Below are 17,519 nucleotides of genomic sequence, written 5' to 3' on the forward strand. Positions count from 1 at the left end.
GATGCCTGGAGTTCCTTCACTGCCGAATAGGCAGCTGAGAAAATAAGCGGCCTTGAGCCTTTCTATCAGTTCGACTTCACTGCCGAATAGGCAGCTGAGAAATCAACCCCTTATCTGTACTAGCTTCTATGCATCTTCACTGCCGAATAGGCAGCTGAGAAACAGGAACAGGTGATCTTTAATGACCACTTAGACTTCACTGCCGAATAGGCAGCTGAGAAAAAGAAGCGTTCGCGTAACTGGTCTGGGTCGTCCTTCACTGCCGAATAGGCAGCTGAGAAACGCCGGGAACTCCTGCCCCGCATCCCATTCAGCTTCACTGCCGAATAGGCAGCTGAGAAAGACGCCGTTTACCGTGGCATGCTAAGCGAGCACTTCACTGCCGAATAGGCAGCTGAGAAAAGCTTCATCGCCCTGGCCGCTCTTGGTCTGTACTTCACTGCCGAATAGGCAGCTGAGAAAATGACTGAAAGGCCGCGCCTAGTAGTCAGACACTTCACTGCCGAATAGGCAGCTGAGAAAATGCTGGCCGTGGCAAGCAGCCAGCAAGCAGACTTCACTGCCGAATAGGCAGCTGAGAAATCAAACGACTGCATGCTGAGCCGCGCCTATCGCTTCACTGCCGAATAGGCAGCTGAGAAAACGTCCTGTCCCCGAACAAGTAAAACGTCACCCTTCACTGCCGAATAGGCAGCTGAGAAAGATACCCAGAGGCCGGCGTGACATTCGGCGCACTTCACTGCCGAATAGGCAGCTGAGAAACTTGCGGGCGGCGGCAGGCTGGCAATGGCCAACTTCACTGCCGAATAGGCAGCTGAGAAATGATTTATTATTGATTGCTGACCCTGGTCCCTCTTCACTGCCGAATAGGCAGCTGAGAAAGCAATGGCATTGGCATTGCCATCAGCGGTGATCTTCACTGCCGAATAGGCAGCTGAGAAATTGAACAAAAGTCACGCCATTGTCATAGCTAACTTCACTGCCGAATAGGCAGCTGAGAAAGGTAACAAAGTTATCCATGCCACTGCCAGCCATCTTCACTGCCGAATAGGCAGCTGAGAAAACACCAAAGCCAAACTGGGCAAAGTCCAGAATCTTCACTGCCGAATAGGCAGCTACCAAAATCAAAGGGAGTAGGAGACTGTATTTGAAAACCTGGCAGGTTAAAAACACAATTTAATCAGGCGATTCTGCGTTTTTGTACTTTCTAACGCTAAGCCAGGCAAGCCATGCTGCAAGTAATAACCAAAACACCACTATTACCGTGTAAGCCAGAGGGGATTGGGGCGTTGCGCCAAACTCCGCGACTTTAAAGTGACTCTCACCCATGGCACTGGCGATACCTGTCCACAGCACGGGAATGTTGATCCAGAATAGTGCCGGTATAAATGCCGCTGTTACGTGCAGTAGAACCAGCAAAATAGGTAAGTGGAATATCAGGGCCAGTATGGCAAAGCGTTTTATAAACCTTGTTTGATAGCGCATCCTTGTTCTATCTCCATTGCGTTATTGGCGAGGCTTTCTCAACCTTAGATCAGTTTGGCGACCTTATTTATAACTCACATCATACTGTATTTGCACAAAATCATTGGCGAAGGCGGTGGCTTTGGCATGGCTAAGCATGACTTGCTGGGAGAGCTCACCAAATAACGGAATACCTTTGCCCAGTAAAACCGGGGCCTGGGTAATAGTTAAATGGCTGATAAGCTGTGCTTGTAAAAATGAGGTAATGGTCGCTCCGCCGTCAATATAGGCATGCTGGTAGCCTTCGCGTTGTAGTGTGCTGACAAGGGATTCAATATCGCCTGCATAAAGTTCTACCTTGCCTTGCAAGTTGGCCGGCACCTGCTGAAGGCGCTGACTTAGGGCAATAATACGCAGGTTGCCATAAGGCCATTGCTCAGGAGTTAGGTTAAAACTGGCCAGTTTTTCCATACAGCCGCGGCCCATAATCATGCAGTCCACACTGGCAATAAACTGGTTAAAGCCCATATCCGCCTGAGTGCCCAAATCTACCTCATTGCCGGTGTCGAGCCAGTCTACCCCACCGTCTAGGGTGGCGATGTAACCGTCTGCACTAGTGGCAATAAATACCGAGCATTTCATAAGCCTGTCCTTTATTCGCTTTGCGTTTGATGAGTATCTATGCACAAGGTGAGGGAGGCAACTCAAGCTGCGCTAAGTGCTTAACTTCCGGCCACTTGAGCTTAGACTGGGCTGCGCCAGTTGGGCTTATGCTCAGTAGCTGCTGAATTTCGCCAGCTATTCGCGCTTGCGACTTTTAAGTTGCCTACTAATGTGAGGAAACTATTACCCAGCCAAGATCGCAAGTACAATCCTTTGCCTGCCGAAAAAAGGAGATGCGGATGGATCTGATTAATTTACTGGCCTTTGTGGTCGTTGTGGCGTTACTGGTTATCTCGCCTGGTCCGAACGGGCTGTTGATTGCCAAGACTGTGCCTGTCTCCGGTCGGGCAGCTGGCTTTGCCAATATTTGGGGATTTGTGGCGGCTTTCTATGTGCACGGTACCTTATCGGTATTTGGTATCTCGGTGTTATTGGTGCAGTCCGCTCAGGCATTTTTTATCTTTAAAGTACTCGGCGCCATGTATTTATGTTGGATTGGCGTGAAGTCTCTGCTGGCAGCCTGGAAAGCACAAACTGTGGTTGTGTCGGCCGATGTAAAAAAGGCTAAGGCGGTCAACCTTAAGGGGGCCTTTGCTGAGGGCTTTTTTACCAACGTGCTCAATCCCAAAGTGTCGATGTTTTATCTGGCCGCTTTTCCTCAGTTCTTGTCTATGGACGCATCCGCCAGTCAGGCCTACTTGCTGGTATCAGCACATGCGCTTATTAACCTTATTTGGTTCTCTTTCATGGTGATGCTGCTGTCCCGGCTTAAAGGGCTGGCCGGTAGTCCAACCTTCAGCCGCTGGCTTAAGTCGGTCACTGGGGTGGTGTTTATTGGTTTTGGTGCCAAGCTCGCTTATCTCAAGCCCTAAGCCGGTTTGCTTTTTTGTGACACGGCGCTGTGTTTAAACGGACGGCGACAGGTTACGCCGTTCATTTTTGCCCATTTATCAGGAGAAGTTGATGTTTTTAAGGATGGCCCCGTTTTTATTGTTATTGATGCTATTAAGTGGTTGCAGTAAACCGCTGCCTGACGACAAGCTGATGTATGCTGGCGAGTGGCAAAGCAAGGAAATGTATCTGCTGATTTTGCCTGATGGTACGGTGGCTTATGAGCGGCTTAAAAATGGCGGTACCACCTCGATAAACGGGCCACTAAAAGAATTCAACGGTGATAATTTTGTGGTGGGGTTTGGCCCATTTAACTCCAATTTTGAGGTAAGCGAACCGCCGTATTTGGTGGACGGGCAATGGCAGATGGTAGTGGATGGGGTGCGACTTACCCGCAGCCCTGACTAAGCCTATTTGGCTGTTTAGGAACGATGTGGTTTAACAAAAGGATGGGCTGTGAGAGCCGAGCTTAGAGTGAAAATTATTCACGTATGCGATAAAAAGATGGCCAGTAAGGGTGAGAATGTCGGGTTGTCATTTTATGCGTTTTTTGCCAATAAAAATGACAACCCGGCACTGCTGATGGAAGCGGCTACCTGGTGGATCCAAACCCATCAACTGGATCACTTCGTTAAGGCTAAAACCATTAAGCAGATGGTTGAGCAGGGCCTGTAAAGCAGGCCTGCATCTGCCATGGCGAAATTTACCCAGCACTCGCCAGGTGCTGATTGAAAAACGCCAGGGTGCGTTGCCAGGCCAGTTCGGCGGCGTCTTTAGCATAACGCGGCGTCGAGTCATTGTGAAAACCATGCTGCGTGCCGGGGTAAAAGTGCACTTGATGGGCTTTGTTGTGTTGATTCAGGGCTTGCTGATAGGCTGGCCACTGGCTGTTTACCCGCTCGTCATTTTCTGCATATTGGATCAGTAGTGGTGCCTGAATTTGTTCAACCAGCTCCAGCGGTGCGGCGGAGCCGTAAAAGGGCACGGCAGCATTGACCAAGTCAGGCAGGACGGCGGCCATGCGGTTGGTCATGGCACCACCAAAACAAAAACCTACCACTCCCAGTTTACCGTTGCCTTGGGTTAGTGCTTTGGCATAGCGGGCGGCGGCGAACAGATCTTCTCGCAACTTGTTGGCATCCAGGCTGCGCTGCATAGCGCGACCGTGGTCGTCATTGCCAGGATAACCGCCAAGCGGCGCCAAACCGTCTGGTGCCAGGGCGATAAAACCGGCCTTGGCAAAGCGCCTGGCCACATCCTTGATATAAGGATTGAGCCCGCGGTTTTCGTGGATAACCAAAACCACAGGGCGCGGTGTTTCCAATGGCTGGGGCAGCACCAGGTAGCCCTTGCCTTCGCCATGGCCGTCAGGGGAGGGGTAGGTGACATAAGTGGCTTTTAGGCCAGGATCATTAAAGGATACCTGTTCGGCAGCCGCATAATCCGGGCTGAGATACTGATACAGAGTTAACGCGGTAATGCCGCCAACCGCCAGGCGGCTCAAGCCTTGCAAGAATGCACGCCTGTCCATCTGACCGTGGGCATACCGGTCGTAAAGATGGAACATTTCATCGGTCAGGGCGGGGTGGCGTGGTTTGCTCATGTTTATTCCCTAAAATGTCAGTTGTACGCTGAAACCTGATCAACAGGTGTATAGCCTCAAGCAACTTATCGTACTTTACAAAGTCATTGGTCGCAAAATAGGCAATGCAATGACTTGAATCTGGTTCCTTTCGTGCGCATTAATTGCCTGACGCATTTTCCAATCAAGGACTCGTGATGACCGACAACAACGATTACATTCCACCAAAAATATGGACCTGGGACGCCGAAAGTGGCGGCAAGTGGGCCAGCATTAACCGTCCTATCGCCGGGGCAACCCATGATAAAAGCCTGCCGGTGGGCAAGCATCCGATGCAGCTTTACTCGCTGGCTACCCCCAATGGTCAGAAGGCGGCCATTATGCTCGAAGAGCTACTGGCGCTGGGTATCAAGGAGGCTGAGTATGATGCCTGGCTGATTGATATAGGTGAGGGTACGCAGTTTTCCTCTGGCTTTGTAGAGGTAAACCCCAACTCCAAGATCCCCGCCTTACTGGATACCAGTTCACTGCCGCCTATCCGGGTGTTTGAGTCAGGGGCGATTTTGCAGTACCTGGCTGACAAGTTCAGTGTGTTGGTGCCAAGCGATGCGAAAGGCAAAGCCGAATGCCGCAACTGGTTGTTCTGGCAGATGGGCGCTGCGCCATACTTAGGTGGCGGCTTCGGGCATTTCTACGCTTATGCGCCGTTTAAGATGGAGTACCCAATCAATCGTTTCACTATGGAAGTGAAGCGCCAATTGGATGTGCTCGACCGCCATCTGGCGGAGCATCAATATATGGCAGGTGATGAATATTCCATTGCTGATATTGCGATCTGGCCCTGGTATGGCGATCTGGTACTGGGCAATATTTATGACGCCGCCGAGTTTTTGCAGGTTCAGGAATATACCCATGTGCAGAGATGGGCAAAACAGATTGCCCAGCGCCCGGCGGTGCAACGTGGTAGGCGGGTGAATCGTACCTGGGGTGAAGAACAAGAGCAGTTAGCCGAGCGCCATAGCGCGGCTGATTTGGACTAAGGCGTTAGCAGGCTTTAATCACACTGAGCGAAATGCACTTGTGCCTGGTCAGCCTCGCGGGCTGCCGATATGGCAACCTGCTTGAGCTGGGCACTGGCGTCAAACTGCGCGCCGGTGCCAGGCCAATAGTAATGGGTGCCTAACTGCATATTTTGGCCTTGGCATAGGGTAAGCAGCACGGGATAGTCAGGGATAAGTGCGTCTTCGCCTTGCTCAAGGGCCATGGCAAAACGCAGCGAGTGGGTGGGAGTTCCACGGATCATCTGTTGCACTTCGGCCGTATAAATATGCCACTGCATCTCTGGCTCGTGATGATCATGCTTAGTTTGCACCTGCGTGATCTTTACCACAGCGCTAAAGGGCGTTTGCTGCACGGCGGTGTAAAGAGCCTGTTGCTGGGCCTCGTCCAGAGCAACATGTTCAAGCTGGTTTGTCTGGCTACATGCACACAGGCCAGCTGTCAGCGCGGCCAAAATCAGCCATCCTCGCCGTGCATTATGCTTCGCTGCCTGCGGCTGCGGCGTGCTGCGAATAAAGGGGTAAGTCCACCCTGGTTTCATCAAAGCCTTCCGGTACCACAAAGCTGTCCCATACGTCACGACTATAGCGGGCGATGTTGACGCTGTCGCGCTGATTTCCACCCAGCATATAAAGTGATTTTCCATCGGCGCTTGTTCCTGCCACAAAGGCCACGTGTCCACCGCCTTGACGGCTTTTAATGCCAATGGCTCCATATACCGGCTGGGCAATCTGCCGGCCAAAGTGCCGCCACTCTTTGGCCCGGTAAGCTTGAGCTACAGGTGTGAAGCCACTTTGTTGCATTACCCAGGCGACAAATGAGCCGCACCAGGCATTTTCTCCGCCAGAGTCGTCTGTTCCCCAAAAACCGGCGGCTTTGAAATACGCCAGGATACGCGCATTGGCCTGGGGCCCTGGCACTTCTGTTTGACCGATTTCAGCCATGGCGATAGTCATCCAGGGCACATCAGACCGAACTGACTGCGCAGGCTCATTACTGGTTAATGCGGCCAGCTCGCGGTTAATTGTTCTATGTGTCTTACCATTGACGTCAACCCGTCCGTCCGGCGTCTGCATCTTGACTACCTGAGCCTGAAAATACCTGATAGCGGCAACGGTTTTGGCTTTGTCGGGATCACTACCCAGACTGCCATCGACGCTGAGCGGGGCGATATGCGCGGGGCTGAGCAATTGATTAAGCGCAATCTGCAAGGCGCGGATGTCTTCGGTATGGTTAGTGCCCCCCATACCTACAGAGTGATTAAGTGTGAGCGGTGCCATGAAGTGGCCTCCCAAGCTTGACTTGAATGAACTGCACTGGCGATTATTCAGTCAAGCAGGGCGATGGCTTGTTGTCCAACACATGGCAAATAAAACCGCAAGCTGGGACACGCGAATAAGCACAATGCTGGCTAGAGTTGGCAAACACCCTACCAAGAGGAACTCTCAATGATAGATCGTGAAGCCCTGGTATTAGCGCGGATTGAACGGGCGGTTGTCCTGCTGCAAGCCCATTTGTTTGATGAGCCACCGCTGGAGCTGGCAAAACTGGCTGAGGCGGCAGCGCTTTCACCTTTTCATTTTCACCGGCTGTATCGTCTGGTTACTGGCGAGACCTGTGGCCAAACCCAAAGCCGTCTTCGCTTAGCGGCGGGCGCCAAGCATTTATCGGCAGCCGCCAGCGTGACGGAGGCGGCATTGCAATGCGGCTTTTCATCCAGCCAGGCGTTTGCCAAAGCGATGAAACGCCAGGTTGCGCTCAGTCCTTCTCAGCTTCGTGATGATCCAGAGTTATTGGATAACATCATCAATCGCTTGTCGCAGCCAGCCAGCGGTAACCAGGCGAACCCTCAGGGTTGGTTGGCGGTAGAGCTGGTTTCTCTGGCTCCGATGCATTTAATAACGGTGCGCACCGAGCATTTGTATCCGGATTTGTTCGATACTTATACCCGCTTGTTCGAGGCTGTGGGAGGTCCACAGCATCTGGAGGCTATTATTGGTATACCTCGGGATGATTCAGCGCAGCAAGCTGGGGTGTTCGACAGTGCCCTGTTACTGAGTGAAGCGGTGACGGGTGTTCCGGATGACTTATTCTGGCAGGACAGCGCAGCGGGCCTGTATCTGCGAACCCGCCATAACGGCAGCTTCGACGGACTGGAAGCGGCGGTGGATAACTTGTATCTGACCCTGTTGGGGATGGATGCGCTTTGGCCGGCGGATACGCCTTGTATCTATCACTATCTGGATGACCCGGATATGGTCGAAGAGGAGCAGCTTAGAACCGATATTTATTTGCCTGTAATACAAACTGACAGCGAATAAAATCGCTGTGTCTTGGCTGTGAATCTAGGCGTTAGGGCCGTCAGCCCTCTTCGTGTATTTCGTGCTCTTCGTGGTTAACCCATTTTTGAAAAGCTAAATTCACCAAGAAGACAGCAATGTCTTGAAGAGGTTCTGGGTATTTTGTCTTGCCTTCCTGGTCAGAGGCTTTTTGCTCAGGGCTGAGGTGCTTGCCACTGCGCTTTTATCGTTGCAATGGCGGTGGTGCGTTCTCGGTCCAGCGCCTCTTTTATAGCTTTGCCCTGAATACCCTTGGCGATAATCAATTGAACATCCACCGCGGCGGCGGCTTGATAGGCGGCGCGAAAGTAGTCGGCCTGGGGGTAGGGTCGCTGCTCAAAATGCAACCGGCCTCTGGCGTCAGCTTCGCAGGCCAGTAACAATTGCTCAAACCGGGCCGGTTTTCGCCACGCATCACAGTGATTTAATACTCTGAGCACGGTGGTGGGTTTCAGCTCTAAGGCTTTGTGTATATGAGTATGAAATTCGCCCACCAACAACGCCAGTTCACGACAATCGTTAGGTACTTTAAGCCGTTCGCTTAAGCGGGTAATCGCGGCCAGGCCTGATTTTTCATGGCCGTGATGGGCTGGCCATTGCTCGGGCGGGGTCAGGGCCTTACCCAAGTCGTGCACCAGTGCTGCGTAGCGCACGGCTAAATCCTGGCTGAGGGTGGCGGCCATGCGTAACACCATCATGCAATGCACGCCGGTATCGATTTCCGGGTGCCACTTTTCCGGTGCGGGCACGCCCCAAAGGGCATCCAATTCGGCAAACCAATGTTTAAGGGCGCCGCAGCTGCGCAGGCTTTCAAAGTAAACTTCCGGGCTGGCTTCGAGCAAAGCGCGACTGGTTTCTTTCCATACCCGTTCCGTGGTTAAGGCAGTCAGTTCGCCAGAGGCGGAAATAGTGCTCATCAGTGCCTGGGTTTCGGCAGCAATGGCAAAGCCTAGATGGTGATAACGGGCCGCGAAGCGCGCGACACGCAAAACCCGCAGAGGGTCTTCTTCAAACGCCGCCGATACGTGACGCAGGACTTTATTGTGCAAGTCTTGCTGGCCGCCATAGGGGTCGATAATCTGACCTTGCTCATCCATGGCCATGGCATTCACCGTCAGATCGCGCCGCAGCAGATCTTCTTCCAGTGTCACGCTGGGGTCGGCAATGCAGTCAAAACCTGTATAACCCACTCCGGTTTTACGCTCGGTGCGCGCGAGTGCGTACTCTTCACTGGTATCGGGGTGTAAAAACACCGGAAAATCGTTGCCCACCTGCTTATAGCCGAGCGCCAGCATCTGCTCAGGCGTTGCTCCAACCACCACATAATCGCGTTCAGTGATGGGGCGACCAAGCAAAGTGTCGCGGACAGCGCCGCCTACCAGGTAAATTTTCATGGGCTAAAGGATTCCAGAACACAACATTGGCTGGGCACATCAATATGCCATCATGCCTTCTATGCCGCCATTATGCCAAAGCAAGCCAAGGGCAGCCAGACAGGTGTATCCGGCTTGGCAGGTGGCAACTAGTATGGGATGCTGGACAAAAAAGGGAGAATGTATGAAAAAAGCACAATGGGTAACGCTGTGGAGCATTGGATGGTTGCTGTTGTTAAGCGCCAGGGCAGGTGCTGAGCAGCTTAGTTTAAGTCATCCTCAATTTTCTGAGCCCTTGTTGTTTAATGTTCAGTTACCCGCCAGTTATCAGCACAAACCAGAAAAATCCTATTTGCTGATGTTGGACTTCCATCCTCGCGCTGGTAACTTTTTGGGTGGTGTGCATGATTGGCTTAGTCACAATGGTGAGTGGCCTTGGCTTGAAACTATTATCGTAACCCCCGCACCAGGGAATCCAGTGGGAAGGCTGTTCGACCCGAGCGGTAACACTACCCCTTTGTTGGACTTTTTTGAGTCAGATCTGTTTCCCAGACTGGAACGCACCTACAGAACCAATGGTTTTCGTATTTTCAGTGGCTTTAGAGTAAACGGCACTTTGGTGCTCTCAGCACTGCTTAATAAGCCTACTTTGGCTAACGCTTATATTGCTGTGAGTCCTGAGCTGAAGGATGACTATGCCGGTATTTTATCCAGTGCAGCAAAGAAGCTGGAAATGCTCCCCAAAAAACGTCAACCCTTTTTATTCTTCAGCCATGGTGACGGTGTGAAGGAAGAGCACCAGTTGCAGGATTACGCCAAGCTGCAGCGTCTGCTGCGAGCCTCTGCGCCATCACAATTAACCTGGCACTACCGTCAATATGCGCATCGCTATTTTATGTCATTACCTGTGCTTTCTACTATAGAAGGGATTGAGCTGCTGTTTGATGATATTCATCAGGGCTTAGCGCCGGATTCTGAGATTGCCAACCAGGGGGTTGAGGCCATTGTGGAACACTATAAATTACTCTCCGCTCAGAAATACGGCTTTGATGTGTCTCCAAAAGCCTCTATTCAGCGCTTGGCTGATTATCAACTTGACAAAGAGCCAGGCAAAGCGGTGGAAATACTAAAGCAACAGTTGGCACTATATCCAGAGGACGCATACAGCTATCACTATCTTGCGGCGGCTTATGCGAAGCGCGGGCAACATGCTCTGGCATTGCAGTATCAACATCAGGCCGTAGCGTTAGCTGATTCGATGTTGGATTGGCATAAAAAAAGGATGAAGGCAGCGTTGCAGGAGTATCAGAACCAGGATGGACGGCAGCACAGGGAGTAAATTGGCGGCTATACTTTGAATTTGGACATTTGCTTTCGTAAGGATACGGCTTATGACAAGTTCTACTGCTATTCCCAATAACTATGCTGTGCATGTTGTACAGCGCCTGGTTCCAACCATTGCACTGGCTCAGGAACTCTACAGTCAACCGACAGCACAAACCATTGAGCACTTTATATTTGTAAATAGCCATATTCAAAACGGTGTGGCTAAGCCGGGCCAGGTCGTGTTGATTTCGCCAGCAGATTCCATGGCCTGCACCCCGGCTGAGCAGGAATTTTTGAATTATGCCCGGCAGATTGATGACAAGCTTAAAGAGCTAAGTTTTGCAGAGCAGGAACTGCTGGCGGAGCGATATGATCTACTTTCCAATATTGCTAAGTAGAACGGGCTTATGTTGGGATTGGCAAATAATTCCTGGGGCGCGCAGGTAAAAAATGTAGAAGCGATGCTTAAGGAGTTGGAACAGGCTTATGTGCATACCTATAACAGCCAAGGAAATCTGCGCAATCAACGTTTCTTTACCCGTCGACAGCAAATTTTTTCCAGACTTAATGGGGCGCTAAGCCGCTTTGGCCAGCCGGATCTGGGAGGTAATCTGGTGCCCGGTGATATGCGCCGAAACCTGGGGCTTAGTAGTAAAAGCATAGTCTACCAATGGGACAAGCTGGGTGGCCCGGCAAAGAGTATTCCCGGTTTTGCCGAAAACTATAAAACCACCGCCAATATGGCGAAAAATCTTAAGCAGCTTGGCTATGTCGGGATTGTCTTAACCGGTGTGGAAGCCCATGCCAATATTCGTAAAGCCTGCCTGGAAGGGAGTGAACAGCAGTGCACTAAGGCAACTTATTTAGAAACAGGTAAAGGAATTGGCGCTGTGGGTATAGGAACATTTGGAGGGTTTGCTACAAGTTATGGTGTTTGCAACTTGGTATTCGGCCTTCCCTCAGCAGGTACTAGCTTTTTTTGGTGTGGAGTGGTTGCGGGTGCTACTGGAGGATACGCTGGTGCCAAAGTTGGTGAATGGGCTGGCGAAAAAGGGGGGGATCTCCTCTACGGAGTGTTTAATTGATGTCTTTTGCTGAATATTTCTTTCTTATTTCTTTTGCCATCAGTCTGGCAGTATTGTTCTTTATTCTCCTACCATTTTTGTTGTTTTTAAAAGGAAAGCCAATGATGTTAGCGGAAGACGAGTTGGACAATGGAAAGCGATTTTATTCGCTGAACATAGTTATGGCAGGCCAGGGGGCTTTGCACTACGGCAGTGTTTTTCTATTTGATTGGTATGCAAAGCGTTACCATTTATTAACGCTTAGAGAAAATGTTCCAGAACAAGTGAGAAGCTGGTTTAAATGCTATTACTTACTGTTTTTGGGAAGTTTTCTGCTTGCGGTGTTGGCAATTTGCGCGCTGTATTTTGCCCAGTAGTACTGTCTGAATTGTTGCTCTTATTTGCTGCTATTGGGTTGTTAATGGCGATCTTTGTGGTTTTTCCAGTGTTGTTGTATCTGAAAGGAAAACCAATGAGGGATGTGGAAGATGCGCTTGAAGGTGGCATACGTTTTTTCTCACTGAATATATTTATGGCAGGTCACGGGGCTTTGCACTACGGTAGCCTCTTCTTATTTGACAGGCCGGCACGTCGATATAAGGTGCTTGAAAAGCGTGCAGATGTGCCTGTTCGGGTACGCTGGTGGTTCAAGTTGTACTTTGTGCTGTTTATGACGTCTGCGGTACTGTTTTTGGGGCCTAGTACCTGGCTCTACTTAGATAGCTAGTCACATCCTAAGTTTTCACTCCTAAGTTAGCTTGACGCCGTCGCAAGGCAATTTCACTGCTTTTCCCAGGCCGCCTTTGACTTGCCTTCGTCGAATCGTTACCTTAGTTGCCGCCCTTATCACAGCCTGCATAGCAGACGGTTTTGCATGTATCTGAACTATTTTGGATTAGCGGACAATCCTTTTTCCATCGCGCCCAATCCTGACTATTTGTATATGAGTCCCCGCCATAAAGAAGCGCTTGCTCACCTGACCTTTGGTTTGCGTGAAAGCGGCGGCTTTGTGATGCTTACCGGCGAGGTGGGGACCGGCAAAACTACAGTGTCCCGAAAGCTGATGCAGCAGTTGCCTGAAAATACCCAGGTGGCGATGATTTTAAATCCCACCTTGTCTGCACTGGAATTGCTGGCGACCATTTGTGATGAACTGGGCATTGCCTATGAGGATAATCAGGCCAGTTTGAAAAGCTTCACCGATAAAATTCTGGCGCATCTGGCCGCCAATCATGGAAAGGGTATCAATACCGTTCTGATTATTGACGAGGCCCAGCATTTATTACCCGAAGTGCTGGAGCAACTGCGCCTATTAACCAATTTAGAAACCAACCGAGAAAAACTGCTTAAAGTCGTGCTGATTGGTCAGCCCGAGTTGCAGCAATTACTTAAACGCAATGAGTTGCGTCAATTAGCCCAGCGCATTACCGCGCGTTATCACTTACTGCCACTCAGTGGCAACGAGGTTAAAGCCTATATCGCTCATCGTCTGCAAGTGGCCGGTGGCGATGTCAGTATTTTTGCTGCTACCGCCTTGCAGGCGGTCTATCAGATTAGTGGTGGCATACCGCGGGTGATTAATCTGTTGTGTGACCGGGCATTAACCTTGTCGTTTACTAAGCAGCATCCGGTGGTACGCCGCTATATTTTTCTGGCTGCGGCCTCTCAGATCCTGGGGGACGATGTTGTGCGTCAGCGCCAGGGTAAGCAATGGACACTGATCCTGGCTGGGCTGCTGTTTACGGGGCTGGCGCTGGGCTATTGGATAGGGAGTCTTCATGCTTAAGCGTATCAGGGTAGACGATTTACAGCCTGGCATGGTGATTGTGCAAATCACCGCACAAAACGGCCCGGTACGTATCCGTAAGTCAGGTTTGGTCAGCAGCCAGGAAATGGTGCAGGGCCTAAAAGAAATGGGTGTGCAGGAGCTGGAAATCGATACGGCGCAAACGGTCGAATTGGAGTCGACTTATTCGGTGCCAACGGCCAGCTCACCAACTAAAACCCTGCTGATGCAAGGCGCGCAGCAAGCCAATGTTGACCATAAACTGTCAGAGCATTTTAACCGCAGTTTGTTTCTACCGTCGGTGCAGTCACTGCCGGGACGCTGGCATTATTACGGACGTAAAACTTTGGTGGCTGCCTTGGTGTTGTTTGGTGGTATGGGACTAGGCTATACCGCTGCGGTAACGCCATGGCAACAGTTGCTAGCGCCCAGGGATGCGCCGACTGTAGTGATGGTGGCTGAACAGCCTCAAAATGCCGTGCCAAGCCCAGCCTTAGAACCTGAGCCAACCCCGGTGGCTGAAGAAGCCCCACAAACAGCGTTAACCCCAGAAAATACGTTAACACAGGCAGAACAGCTCGAAGAAGCCGGGGCCGTGCCGGTAGATGTGGTGAATACCGATGCTGAGGTGCCACTGGACAGTGTTTCCCCCGAATTATTAAGGCGATTCCGACAGGCCGTATCTGAAACTGAGCAAAGTACGGAAGAACACCAAACTCCCGGCGCGGCTAAAACATCTCAAACACTGCGGGTAGATCAGTTGCCAGCCTGGGTGTTAGCTGAGCTGCCGTCCATGAGTTTTTCCACCCACTTATACGCCTCAGTACCGACTGAACGTCGGGTGCGGGTTAACGGTGTGGAGCTTGGTGAGGGTGATTGGATTAGTGACAATTTGCGCATTGCCAGAATTGAACCGCAGAAGGTGATACTGACTTACAAGGGCCAGGAATTCAGTCTACCTGCGCTGGGTGAATGGTAAATACCTACGGCTGTCTGACTCGCTAAGTTACTTGCGCTGATGGGATAACTGCAAAAGGAAAAAAGGATGAAAAGACAAGGTTCGTGTTTATGTGCGGCGGTGAGTTTTGAGATTGATGGCGACTTTGAACAGTTCTTTCTGTGTCATTGTCAGCATTGTCAGAAAGATACCGGTTCGGCCCATGCCGCTAATCTGTTCTCCCATACCGCCACCCTTAAGTGGCATGAAGGGCAGGGGTTGGTTAAAACTTTTCGGCTGCCGGGCACCCATCATCAGCGCGCGTTTTGTTCGCAGTGTGGTTCAGCAATGCCTTATCTGCTCAGCGAGTTTTCCATGTTAGTGGTACCTGCGGGTAGTCTGGACGACAACCTGCAGATGAAACCCAATGCCCACTTGTTTATGGCAAGCCGGGCCGATTGGGATAACGAACTGGAAAAGGTGCACAAACTGGATGCCTTGCCTGGGCAGTGAGTCGGCTGTACAGCAGGAGTTAAACCTGCTGTAGCAACACGTCTTTAAAGAACTTGGTCAGGTTTATTTTAAATTCTTCCGGCCTGACGCTGGTTTCTATCTCATCACCGACTTTACTCAGGTCCAGTCGTTTAATCTCGTTGTACATATTGGTGCGCACGGAGTAGAAGCTCATCACCACCGGGCATAAGGGGTCTTGCTTATTGGCTCTGACCACGATGGCCAATTTGCCGCTTTTCAGTTTGACCAACGAGCCCACCGGATGCACGCCGACACAGCGGATAAATTGCTGCACCAAAGACTGATCAAGTAAGCCCTGGCTGGATGACAGCAGGCGCTTAAGCGCCTGAGTTGGGGGTAACCCTTTGCGCCATGGGCGGTCAGAGGTCATGGCGTCATAGCTGTCTACAATGGCGGCCATGCGCGCATAAACCGATAAGTAATCACCGCCTTTGCCGCGAGGGTAGCCGGAGCCGTCCATACGTTCGTGGTGATTGGCGATTACGTCCCGAACCACATCCAAATCCATCTCTGACTGTTCCAGCAATTCAAGGCCGAAGTCCACATGGCCTTCAACAATCTGAATTTCGGCCTGATCCAAACGGCCGGACTTACTCAGAATATCATCAGGGATAGTGGCCATACCTACATCCATCAATAAGCCAGCCAAACCCAGTTCGTCGATAAGTTCTTTATCAAAGCCCAAATGACGGGCAAATACAGCCATCAAGATGGAGCAGTTCAGTGAATGCTCTAACAGATATTGGTCGCGTTCTTTTATCAGAGTCAAACAGCACAAAGCGTCGGGGTTATCGAACACCGAATCAATAATATCGGCACTGGTTCCCATTAATTCTGAGATGGAGACTTTGCCGCCTTTGCGTACTTTCTTGAAAAATTTGGATTGAACCGATTTGGCCTGCTCATAGAGTTTATGCGACTCATTGAGCGCTTCTCCTTCGGTTTGCTGCGGCTTTGCAGTGGTTACCGGGCTCTCGTCTTCCATCGGACTTTCCATGGTCAGCTCTTCATGCAAAATACTGCGGGAAAGGTCGATTTCTACTTCAAGAATGCCACGTGCCTTAAGTTTTTGGATCAGTCCTTGCTCCTTTACCAATCCCTGGGTTTTGATTTTCAGTTGTGCGGTTTGACGGGTAACCCGATTGACGAACATTCCGGGTCTAACTTCATCGATGGAGAACAGTTTTAGCATGTTGGATGTTTTTTTAACGGCAAGGAACAGCCAAGAATATTGACCAGAACCCACTAAGTATCAAGGGAAAACAAGACAGAATCAGAGGATTTGCTCAGAAGTTGAGCTTAATCAACGAAACGGTCACTATGTAATGAAGAGGCGTAGGTAAAATCTCCGGTTTGGATAACATGCTTGAAAACCAAAGGTTACGGTCAACTCTGACTAGAATCAGTGCCGTCACACAAACGCATTCGCTAATTTCCGTTTTCTCTTAGTTGTTGCATCGGCAACGGACCAATCTCTTTAATCGCCTCTTGCAGGGCTAGAGTGACTTTCGGCAGCAAGTCCTGATGCTTTTTATGCAGGTAATGGTAGGCTTCGATGTTAGTTAACTTCACTTTGGAATATGTGTTTGGGTCAATTGATGCATAGTTGCCAAAATCTGGACTATCGATGGATATGATGTACTTGAAGCGCTGCCTGTAGAGCAGCTCTGCCAGCGCTTTACCACTTTTTACATGGTACAAATGCGCGGCTTTATCTTTCATATAAAAAGTACTTGCGTTTGAGCCGCTCACTACTCCTATGGTGACATTGGGTTGCATTAAAACGTCAGAACCACAATGAACGTCTTTCTGACAATACAAAGACAGCTCGCCTTTAGACAGGATAACGGGCACGCGGATAAAGTCCGAAAAGGAAGACTCAGCCGATGAGACTCTAATGGTCAACGCATCAACATACCCTTTTTCTGCTTCTACGCCCTCTCTCCCCGTAGGAATAAACTTAAAATCAATGTCTATTCCCAGCTTGTCGTACGCTCTGGCGATATAGTTTTTATACCACGCAATGATTGGTCCTTCGTCTGCAGTACTAATGAGCAAGGCCTCTTTTTTCTGTTGAGCGTTAGCACAATCAGTGGCACAAACTATTAAGATAAAAAAGACTAATACATAGTGTTTCATTGAAAATTTACCGCAATTCAAAATCTACATGCACAGTGTAGTCTTTTATTAGGTTAGAGCCGCAATAGTCGTAGCGATAGCGACGTAAAGTAGTCGAGCAGCGGCAGCGCCTAAAATGACCCTAGTAACTAAGCCGGAGTTTTTTGTGCTGCCTCAACTTTTTCAAATGTCTTGTCTGCATCTTTTGTAGAAATAACCGGTGCAGTTTCAAACGAAGCGTTAATAAGTCCAGTAGTAAACAATGTAGCTGGTTTAGTCGTTTATATTTGTTTGATGAAATTGCCCCTGATTGGGATACCTTGCATGTTTTGATGAGTTAATGAATATAAGTGGAGCGGTACACTCTATTACAGGTGCAAGTG

General features: G+C 50.3%; 21 protein-coding genes and 1 CRISPR repeat array (1 of these 22 only partly in view). Of the genes, 13 read left to right on the forward strand and 8 right to left on the reverse strand.

Features of this window, described 5'->3' with window-relative positions; translation table 11 throughout:
• Positions 1 to 1,123: direct repeats of the CRISPR family, unit length 28 nt; unit sequence CTTCACTGCCGAATAGGCAGCTGAGAAA (it extends 2,747 nt beyond the left edge of the window).
• 53 nt (positions 1,124 to 1,176) lie between these two features.
• Positions 1,177 to 1,485 carry a hypothetical protein gene (locus tag KJY73_RS03620; RefSeq protein WP_214340416.1) on the reverse strand — a complete coding sequence of 103 codons (309 nt, stop codon included), beginning with the start codon at positions 1,483 to 1,485 and terminating at the stop codon, positions 1,177 to 1,179.
• A 63-nt stretch (positions 1,486 to 1,548) separates the two neighbouring features.
• Positions 1,549 to 2,106, reverse strand: a complete 558-nt coding sequence (locus KJY73_RS03625) for a dihydrofolate reductase family protein (protein WP_214340418.1) — start codon at positions 2,104 to 2,106, stop codon at positions 1,549 to 1,551.
• Between the two features lie 260 nt (positions 2,107 to 2,366).
• On the opposite strand from KJY73_RS03625, the gene KJY73_RS03630 reads away from it, so the two are divergent.
• The 3 genes from KJY73_RS03630 (at position 2,367) to KJY73_RS03640 (ending at position 3,693) form a co-directional block, all read left to right on the forward strand.
• On the forward strand, positions 2,367 to 2,999 hold the full coding sequence (locus KJY73_RS03630; protein ID WP_214340420.1) for a LysE family translocator: 633 nt from the start codon (positions 2,367 to 2,369) through the stop codon (positions 2,997 to 2,999).
• A gap of 91 nt (positions 3,000 to 3,090) precedes the next feature.
• Entirely contained in the window at positions 3,091 to 3,426 is a 336-nt protein-coding gene (locus tag KJY73_RS03635; protein WP_232848382.1) for a hypothetical protein, read from the forward strand.
• 48 nt (positions 3,427 to 3,474) lie between these two features.
• Positions 3,475 to 3,693: a DUF6500 family protein gene (locus KJY73_RS03640; RefSeq protein WP_214340421.1), complete on the forward strand. Its 219-nt coding sequence runs from the start codon at positions 3,475 to 3,477 to the stop codon at positions 3,691 to 3,693.
• Between the two features lie 28 nt (positions 3,694 to 3,721).
• On the opposite strand, the gene KJY73_RS03645 is transcribed toward KJY73_RS03640, so the two are convergent.
• Positions 3,722 to 4,621: a dienelactone hydrolase family protein gene (locus KJY73_RS03645; RefSeq protein WP_214340423.1), complete on the reverse strand. Its 900-nt coding sequence runs from the start codon at positions 4,619 to 4,621 to the stop codon at positions 3,722 to 3,724.
• A 176-nt stretch (positions 4,622 to 4,797) separates the two neighbouring features.
• On the opposite strand from KJY73_RS03645, the gene yghU reads away from it, so the two are divergent.
• On the forward strand, positions 4,798 to 5,640 hold the full coding sequence (yghU, locus tag KJY73_RS03650; protein ID WP_214340429.1) for a glutathione-dependent disulfide-bond oxidoreductase: 843 nt from the start codon (positions 4,798 to 4,800) through the stop codon (positions 5,638 to 5,640).
• 14 nt (positions 5,641 to 5,654) lie between these two features.
• Here the strand turns inward: yghU and KJY73_RS03655 are convergent, their stop codons facing one another.
• Complete coding sequence (locus KJY73_RS03655; protein WP_214340430.1) at positions 5,655 to 6,200, reverse strand: hypothetical protein; 546 nt, start codon at positions 6,198 to 6,200, stop codon at positions 5,655 to 5,657.
• The gene (locus KJY73_RS03660; protein ID WP_214340431.1) at positions 6,136 to 6,939 is read right to left on the reverse strand and encodes an NlpC/P60 family protein; all 804 of its coding nucleotides are present in this window, start codon (positions 6,937 to 6,939) and stop codon (positions 6,136 to 6,138) included. Before KJY73_RS03660 ends, KJY73_RS03655 begins: the two co-directional genes overlap by 65 nt.
• Before the next feature lie 168 nt (positions 6,940 to 7,107).
• Between KJY73_RS03660 and KJY73_RS03665 the strand changes: the two genes are divergently transcribed.
• Positions 7,108 to 7,980: an AraC family transcriptional regulator gene (locus KJY73_RS03665; RefSeq protein ID WP_214340432.1), complete on the forward strand. Its 873-nt coding sequence runs from the start codon at positions 7,108 to 7,110 to the stop codon at positions 7,978 to 7,980.
• A 173-nt stretch (positions 7,981 to 8,153) separates the two neighbouring features.
• Here KJY73_RS03665 and KJY73_RS03670 read toward each other — a convergent pair whose 3' ends face one another.
• Positions 8,154 to 9,392 (reverse strand): multifunctional CCA addition/repair protein, encoded by a 1,239-nt coding sequence (locus tag KJY73_RS03670; protein WP_214340434.1) that lies wholly within the window; start codon positions 9,390 to 9,392, stop codon positions 8,154 to 8,156.
• 163 nt (positions 9,393 to 9,555) lie between these two features.
• Between KJY73_RS03670 and KJY73_RS03675 the strand changes: the two genes are divergently transcribed.
• The 8 genes from KJY73_RS03675 (at position 9,556) to KJY73_RS03710 (ending at position 14,997) form a co-directional block, all read left to right on the forward strand.
• Positions 9,556 to 10,710 (forward strand): esterase, encoded by a 1,155-nt coding sequence (locus tag KJY73_RS03675; protein WP_214340436.1) that lies wholly within the window; start codon positions 9,556 to 9,558, stop codon positions 10,708 to 10,710.
• Between the two features lie 52 nt (positions 10,711 to 10,762).
• Entirely contained in the window at positions 10,763 to 11,095 is a 333-nt protein-coding gene (locus tag KJY73_RS03680) for a hypothetical protein (RefSeq protein ID WP_214340439.1), read from the forward strand.
• Between the two features lie 9 nt (positions 11,096 to 11,104).
• Complete coding sequence (locus KJY73_RS03685; protein ID WP_214340440.1) at positions 11,105 to 11,782, forward strand: hypothetical protein; 678 nt, start codon at positions 11,105 to 11,107, stop codon at positions 11,780 to 11,782.
• Positions 11,782 to 12,138: a hypothetical protein gene (locus tag KJY73_RS03690; protein WP_214340442.1), complete on the forward strand. Its 357-nt coding sequence runs from the start codon at positions 11,782 to 11,784 to the stop codon at positions 12,136 to 12,138. The genes KJY73_RS03685 and KJY73_RS03690 overlap by 1 nt, the downstream gene beginning before the upstream one ends.
• A 95-nt stretch (positions 12,139 to 12,233) precedes the next feature.
• On the forward strand, positions 12,234 to 12,488 hold the full coding sequence (locus KJY73_RS03695; protein ID WP_232848383.1) for a hypothetical protein: 255 nt from the start codon (positions 12,234 to 12,236) through the stop codon (positions 12,486 to 12,488).
• A gap of 147 nt (positions 12,489 to 12,635) precedes the next feature.
• A complete protein-coding gene (locus KJY73_RS03700) occupies positions 12,636 to 13,547 on the forward strand; it encodes an ExeA family protein (RefSeq protein ID WP_214340443.1) in 912 nt (303 codons plus the stop codon).
• The gene (locus tag KJY73_RS03705; protein ID WP_214340444.1) at positions 13,540 to 14,526 is read left to right on the forward strand and encodes a general secretion pathway protein GspB; all 987 of its coding nucleotides are present in this window, start codon (positions 13,540 to 13,542) and stop codon (positions 14,524 to 14,526) included. Before KJY73_RS03700 ends, KJY73_RS03705 begins: the two co-directional genes overlap by 8 nt.
• Before the next feature lie 66 nt (positions 14,527 to 14,592).
• Entirely contained in the window at positions 14,593 to 14,997 is a 405-nt protein-coding gene (locus tag KJY73_RS03710) for a GFA family protein (RefSeq protein ID WP_214340445.1), read from the forward strand.
• Positions 14,998 to 15,016: 19 nt separating this feature from the next.
• Here the strand turns inward: KJY73_RS03710 and KJY73_RS03715 are convergent, their stop codons facing one another.
• Entirely contained in the window at positions 15,017 to 16,210 is a 1,194-nt protein-coding gene (locus tag KJY73_RS03715) for an HD-GYP domain-containing protein (RefSeq protein ID WP_214340446.1), read from the reverse strand.
• 236 nt (positions 16,211 to 16,446) lie between these two features.
• Positions 16,447 to 17,157, reverse strand: a complete 711-nt coding sequence (locus KJY73_RS03720) for a hypothetical protein (protein ID WP_214340447.1) — start codon at positions 17,155 to 17,157, stop codon at positions 16,447 to 16,449.
• Between the last annotated feature and the right edge of the window lie 362 nt (positions 17,158 to 17,519).

Source organism: Bowmanella yangjiangensis (genome assembly GCF_018531185.1).
GTDB classification, from domain to species: Bacteria; Pseudomonadota; Gammaproteobacteria; order Enterobacterales; family Alteromonadaceae; genus Bowmanella; species Bowmanella yangjiangensis.

Coding starts and splice junctions, on each gene's coding strand:
- KJY73_RS03675 (WP_214340436.1), top strand. CDS start 9,556: ATGAAAAAAGCACAATGGGTAACGCTGTGGAGCATTGGATGGTTGCTG.
- KJY73_RS03645 (WP_214340423.1), bottom strand. CDS start 4,621: ATGAGCAAACCACGCCACCCCGCCCTGACCGATGAAATGTTCCATCTT.
- KJY73_RS03670 (WP_214340434.1), bottom strand. CDS start 9,392: ATGAAAATTTACCTGGTAGGCGGCGCTGTCCGCGACACTTTGCTTGGT.
- KJY73_RS03660 (WP_214340431.1), bottom strand. CDS start 6,939: ATGGCACCGCTCACACTTAATCACTCTGTAGGTATGGGGGGCACTAAC.
- KJY73_RS03695 (WP_232848383.1), top strand. CDS start 12,234: ATGAGGGATGTGGAAGATGCGCTTGAAGGTGGCATACGTTTTTTCTCA.
- KJY73_RS03620 (WP_214340416.1), bottom strand. CDS start 1,485: ATGCGCTATCAAACAAGGTTTATAAAACGCTTTGCCATACTGGCCCTG.
- KJY73_RS03665 (WP_214340432.1), top strand. CDS start 7,108: ATGATAGATCGTGAAGCCCTGGTATTAGCGCGGATTGAACGGGCGGTT.
- KJY73_RS03635 (WP_232848382.1), top strand. CDS start 3,091: ATGTTTTTAAGGATGGCCCCGTTTTTATTGTTATTGATGCTATTAAGT.
- KJY73_RS03680 (WP_214340439.1), top strand. CDS start 10,763: ATGACAAGTTCTACTGCTATTCCCAATAACTATGCTGTGCATGTTGTA.
- KJY73_RS03625 (WP_214340418.1), bottom strand. CDS start 2,106: ATGAAATGCTCGGTATTTATTGCCACTAGTGCAGACGGTTACATCGCC.
- KJY73_RS03720 (WP_214340447.1), bottom strand. CDS start 17,157: ATGAAACACTATGTATTAGTCTTTTTTATCTTAATAGTTTGTGCCACT.
- KJY73_RS03690 (WP_214340442.1), top strand. CDS start 11,782: ATGTCTTTTGCTGAATATTTCTTTCTTATTTCTTTTGCCATCAGTCTG.
- KJY73_RS03685 (WP_214340440.1), top strand. CDS start 11,105: ATGTTGGGATTGGCAAATAATTCCTGGGGCGCGCAGGTAAAAAATGTA.
- KJY73_RS03655 (WP_214340430.1), bottom strand. CDS start 6,200: ATGAAACCAGGGTGGACTTACCCCTTTATTCGCAGCACGCCGCAGCCG.
- KJY73_RS03710 (WP_214340445.1), top strand. CDS start 14,593: ATGAAAAGACAAGGTTCGTGTTTATGTGCGGCGGTGAGTTTTGAGATT.
- KJY73_RS03630 (WP_214340420.1), top strand. CDS start 2,367: ATGGATCTGATTAATTTACTGGCCTTTGTGGTCGTTGTGGCGTTACTG.
- KJY73_RS03715 (WP_214340446.1), bottom strand. CDS start 16,210: ATGCTAAAACTGTTCTCCATCGATGAAGTTAGACCCGGAATGTTCGTC.
- KJY73_RS03700 (WP_214340443.1), top strand. CDS start 12,636: ATGTATCTGAACTATTTTGGATTAGCGGACAATCCTTTTTCCATCGCG.
- KJY73_RS03705 (WP_214340444.1), top strand. CDS start 13,540: ATGCTTAAGCGTATCAGGGTAGACGATTTACAGCCTGGCATGGTGATT.
- yghU (WP_214340429.1), top strand. CDS start 4,798: ATGACCGACAACAACGATTACATTCCACCAAAAATATGGACCTGGGAC.